Here is a 1541-nt window from a genome sequence, read left to right as displayed (position 1 = left end):
ATTGGAATGTGAAGCAGATATTGCTCTTGGCTGGTACTACAGGAAAAGAACAAAAACAGATCAAACAATAATTTACACTTTCGGCAAGAACTTTGATGATCATAACTGCATTACAGGTCAGACCATGATTCATGAAGTTCCATATCCTATTGAAGTTAAAGGTGGAGGATTGGGTATTGCATTAATCAAGGTAGATGTTTTCTCAAAACTCAAATATCCATATTTTAAATTCGTTACCTATGAGGATGACACAGTATTATCAGAAGATTTGTATTTCTGCAATCAAGCTATTGGAAGCGGTTGCAATATCAAATGTAATCCTTCTGTTAAAGGCAATCATATATTTGATATATTAATGTGATAAAATGACTGATACAATTGTTTTATTGGAAGAAAGAAAGGAGATTACTACCTTCTTATTGGATGATGGAGTTAAAACATTAGTTGATAATGTAATAACTGTATCTGGTAGTAGTCTTGGATACGAGTATTCCAATAAGTGCGTAGTTGATGATATACTTTGTATTTCAGACAAATCAGCAATAGGAAAAGAATCATTAAGAAAATACACTGGCGATGCAACAGAAGTTCCTGTCGGCGTCCTTGTCAATGAACCAATTGTAATGACAAGTGGGGAGAGAAAAGGAAGTGTACTTCTCTTAGGCGGACTTTACCGTTTGAAACTTGCACCAAACCAAACTAACATCAAAGCAGGTGACAGAATCAAACTATCACCAACTGGAGCTATTGTTGATAATGCAGGTGAGTTTCTGGCATTTCATCCTGTTGCAAATTCAGATGAATATGAATACGTCAATTGTTTCCAGGTAAGTCTTGGAGGTAAAGGAGAGAAAGGAGACACCGGAGATACAGGTGCTGCGACTGTAATCCTCGGGTCTTATGATACTTTCGAAGAACTAATAGCAGCACATCCAACAGCCAATGAAGGTGATGCATTCCTAGTGGATGGAGAACTATTCGTTTGGCATGACGATTAAAAAAATAAATTAAATAAATAGAGGTGTTATAATGGCATGGGAAAGTGTTGGTACAATTAAAGGACCAAAAGGAGATACTGGAGATAAAGGTGACACCGGAGATACTGGTGCAGCATTTACATATGATGACTTCACACCGGAACAGTTAGCAGGATTAACCGGTGAAAAAGGAGATACTGGAGATAAAGGTGACACTGGAGATGTAGGTGCAACCGGACCTCAAGGTGCTACCGGAGCCAAAGGAGATACAGGAGCAACTGGTGAAACCGGTCTGAAAGGTGACACTGGAGATACTGGAGCAACTGGTGAAACCGGAGAAACTGGTGCTAAAGGAGATACCGGTGATCCGTTCACCATTTACAGAACATATGAAACTGTTGAAGCAATGAACGCTGATGCAGCTAATGTTCCTGAAGGATCATTTGTAGCTATCCAATCCACAGTTGAAGAGGAAGCCAACGCACAATTATACCTGAAAGGTGCAAACAGCTTTACCTTCATAATGGATATGTCCGGGGCAACAGGTCTTAAAGGAGACACTGG

Annotated in this window: 2 protein-coding genes and 1 pseudogene; all 3 read left to right on the top strand. The window is 39.3% G+C overall.

From position 1 onward, the window contains the following. The coding region (locus Q0138_RS01125) for a hypothetical protein (RefSeq protein WP_297979749.1) at positions 1-361 on the top strand (361 nt) is incomplete at its 5' end. Positions 362-623: 262 nt separating this feature from the next. Next, positions 624-998, top strand: a complete 375-nt coding sequence (locus Q0138_RS01120) for a hypothetical protein (protein ID WP_297979747.1) — start codon at positions 624-626, stop codon at positions 996-998. Between the two features lie 31 nt (positions 999-1029). Beyond that, a pseudogene (locus Q0138_RS01115) lies at positions 1030-1541 on the top strand (exosporium protein); the annotation flags it as partial.

Origin of the sequence: uncultured Methanobrevibacter sp. (genome assembly GCF_937906425.1) — an archaeon.
In the GTDB taxonomy this organism is placed as follows: Archaea; Methanobacteriota; Methanobacteria; order Methanobacteriales; family Methanobacteriaceae; genus Methanobrevibacter.
The sequence above is the reverse complement of the archived record's forward strand: the minus strand, read 5'-3'. Positions and strand labels throughout refer to the sequence as shown.

What these genes read in the sequence shown, in the direction of transcription:
- Q0138_RS01120 (WP_297979747.1), top strand. Translation starts at nt 624, where the DNA reads ATGACAAGTGGGGAGAGAAAAGGAAGTGTACTTCTCTTAGGCGGACTT.